Origin of the sequence: Actinomadura logoneensis (assembly GCF_003428695.1) — a bacterium.
Lineage (GTDB): Bacteria > Actinomycetota > Actinomycetes > Streptosporangiales > Streptosporangiaceae > Spirillospora > Spirillospora logoneensis.
The window spans coordinates 1-3,357 of the sequence record NZ_QURH01000729.1 but is presented as its reverse complement, the minus strand read 5'-3'; the positions used below and the strand labels follow the sequence as shown (position 1 = coordinate 3,357).

Sequence of the window (3,357 nt, the reverse complement as noted above, 5' to 3'; positions counted from 1 at the left end):
GCACGCCGCCGCGCCCGCCCGTCGCCCCGCGCCGGGCGCCGTCCGAGACGGCCGGGGCCGGTGTGACCTGGGGCGTCGACGACGGGGTGTGTCTCCGGAGGGGGACCGCCCCGTCGTTTTCGTGTTCCGGCGGCCGAAGCCGCGGATGAATCATCTCAAAACGGACTCGGTCCGATAAAGCTTGCCGGTCGGAGCCCGGTTCGGCTTGCCTGGACCCGTGGGTGGAATCGTACGATCTGTGCACTTTCGTCCGATGTGTTGTCCATCTCACGTCTGCCCTAGATGACGACGAGATCACAAGTCAGATACGGGTACTGGCATCGACGGCTTCACGGATGGACAGTCGTGGCCGAAGCACTAGTTTTCCCTCCAGCAAACGCGGTGAAACGGGCACGAACAGCGGACGATCCCGCTGCCTCGCGGCGTCCGCCGCGGGCGTGTGGCCCATAAGTAGGAGGTACGGAGCGTGACCGCACCGATCGAGGCGACCGGGGCGCAACAGGAGGCCCAGCCGGATGCCGTTCTCGCCGGCGTCGAGAGCAAGGCCATCCAGGGCCGTTCGCTCGGGCAGATCGCCTGGCTGCGGCTCAAGCGCGACAAGGTGGCACTGGGGGGCGGGGTCGTGATCATCCTGCTCATCCTGATCGCGGTCGTGGGGCCGTTCCTGGTGCAGGATCCCCTGACCTACCACCAGAACCTCGTCGACCCGACGTTCAACCGTCCCAAGGACGGCATCTGGCACTCCGGCATCAGCGGGGACCACCTGCTCGGCGTCGAGCCCGGCACCGGCCGCGACATGCTCTCCCGGATCGTCTACGGCGCGCGGATCTCGCTCCTCGTGGCGTTCCTGGCGACGGTCCTGTCGGTCGCCATCGGCACCGTCCTCGGCATCACCGCCGGCTACTTCGGCGGCTGGGTCGACACGGTGATCAGCCGGACCATGGACGTGTTCCTCGCGTTCCCGCTGCTGCTGTTCGCGATCGCCCTGGTCGGCGTCGTCGGCACCTCCCCGGCGTTCGGGCTCGAGGGCAACAACCTGCGCATCGGCGTGCTGATCTTCGTGATCGGCTTCTTCAACTGGCCGTACATCGGCCGCATCATCCGGGGGCAGACGCTGTCGCTGCGCGAGCGCGAGTTCGTGGACGCCGCCCGCAGCATGGGCGCCAAGCCCGGCTACATCCTGTTCAAGGAGCTGCTGCCGAACCTGGTCGCGCCGATCCTGGTCTACTCGACCCTGCTGATCCCGACCAACATCCTGTTCGAGGCGGCGCTGTCGTTCCTGGGCGTCGGCATCAACCCGCCGACCGCCTCGTGGGGGCACATGCTCTCCGAGGCCGTGCCGATCTACTCGGCCGCCCCCTGGTTCATGGTCGTGCCCGGCATGGCCATCTTCATCACCGTCCTGGCCTTCAACCTCCTTGGTGACGGGCTCCGGGACGCTCTCGACCCCCGGGCTAAGTGACACCGGGTTTTACCCTCAAGTGAAGGGGTGCGCCTGCACATGAAGAAGATCAGACCACTCGCAGCAGTCGCTGTCGGCCTGGTCGCCACCACTGGCCTGGCCGCCTGCGGTGGCGGCTCGGGGGGCGGCAAGTCGAACGGCGCCGGGTACAACGCGGCCGTCGACAAGGTCATCAACACCTCGGACACCAAGGGCGGGACGCTCCGTCTCGCCGAGTCCGACGACTTCGACTCGCCGGACCCGGGCAACACCTACTACGCCTGGTCGCAGAACTTCGCCCGCCTCTACGGCCGCGGTCTGCTGACCTTCAAGCCGTCCGCCGGCCCGGACAGCAACCAGGTCATCCCCGACCTGGCCCAGGGCCCGGGGCAGACCCCGGACAACGGCAAGACCTGGACCTACAAGCTGCGTTCGGGCGTGAAGTTCGACGACGGCACGCCGGTCACGTCCAAGGACGTCAAGTACGCCGTCGAGCGGTCCAACTTCACCGACGAGCTCCAGCTCGGCCCGAAGTACTTCAAGGCGTACCTCCAGGACAACCCCACGCCGTACAAGGGCCCGTACAAGGACAAGAGCCCCGAGGGCCTGAAGTCCATCGAGACCCCGGACGACAGCACCATCACGTTCAAGCTGTCGAAGCCGTTCTCGGAGTTCGACTACCTGGTCGCGATGGCGCAGACGATGCCGGTGCCGCAGGCCAAGGACACCGGTCTCAAGTACGAGCAGAAGATCGTCTCGTCCGGCCCGTACAAGATCGACTCGTACGAGCGCGGCAAGTCGATGATCCTGTCCCGCAACCCGCACTGGGACAAGAACACCGACCCGATCCGCAAGGCGCTGCCGGACCGGATCGAGCTCCAGCTCAAGCAGTCCCCCGACGACATCGACAACCGCCTGCTGGCCGGTTCGCTCGACCTGGACGTCGCGGGCGTGGGTGTCCAGGCCGGTACGCAGGGCAAGCTGCTGACCGACGCCACCAAGAAGGCCAACACCGACAACCCGCTGCAGGGCTACCTGCGGTTCGCGTCGCTGAACCTTCACGTGAAGCCGCTGGACAACGTCCACTGCCGCCGCGCCGTGCAGTACGCCACCGACAAGGTCGCCATGCAGTCCGCCTACGGCGGTCCGCTGGCCGGCGGTGACATCGCCACGACCATCCTGCCCCCGGGCACCGTCGGGTACACCAAGTTCGACAAGTACCCGCAGACCTACAAGCAGGGTGGCGGCCTGGACGACCAGACCATCGCCAAGGCCAAGTCCGAGCTGCAGCAGTGCGGCCAGCCGAACGGCTTCAAGACCAAGATCTCGGCCCGCTCCGACCGGCCGAAGGAAGTCGCCATGGCGCAGGCCATGCAGCAGGGTCTGAAGGCCGCCGGCATCAACACCGAGATCGTGCAGTACCCGGCCGGTGACTACTTCAACAAGTACGTCGGCGCCCCCGAGTTCGTGCACAAGAACGGCGTCGGCATCATGCTGATGGCGTGGTCCGCCGACTGGCCCACCGGCTACGGCTTCCTCTCGCAGATCCTCGACGGCCGGGCGATCAAGCCCTCCGGTGGCAACAACCTGCCCGAGGAGAACAACCCGGCGATCAACAAGGCGTTCGACGACGCGATCGGCAACGTCGACAAGAACGCCCGCGCCAAGATCTACGGCCAGATCGACCAGATGGCGATGGACGACGCGGTCGACGTCCCGATCATCTACGCCAAGGCGCTGCTCTACCGTCCGTCCAACGTGACCAACGTCGGCATCACCCAGGGCTACGGCGGCCAGTACGACTACCTGAACCTGGGTGTCAAGAAGTAGTAGCGGCCCCGTTACTCGAAGTTCCTGAAGGCAGGTGAAGGCGACGCCCGCCGACCGGAGGTGACCCACCGGTCACCTTCGGTCGG

Annotated in this window: 2 protein-coding genes; both read left to right on the top strand. The window is 66.5% G+C overall.

Features of this window, described 5'->3' with window-relative positions; all coding sequences use genetic code 11:
* Positions 1–466 precede the first annotated feature (466 nt).
* A complete protein-coding gene (locus tag DZF91_RS26340; protein ID WP_117359873.1) occupies positions 467–1,462 on the top strand; it encodes an ABC transporter permease in 996 nt (331 codons plus the stop codon).
* Between the two features lie 39 nt (positions 1,463–1,501).
* Entirely contained in the window at positions 1,502–3,271 is a 1,770-nt protein-coding gene (locus tag DZF91_RS26335; protein WP_117359874.1) for an ABC transporter substrate-binding protein, read from the top strand.
* The last annotated feature ends 86 nt before the right edge of the window (positions 3,272–3,357 follow it).

What these genes read in the sequence shown, in the direction of transcription:
- DZF91_RS26335 (WP_117359874.1), top strand. Translation starts at nt 1,502, where the DNA reads ATGAAGAAGATCAGACCACTCGCAGCAGTCGCTGTCGGCCTGGTCGCC.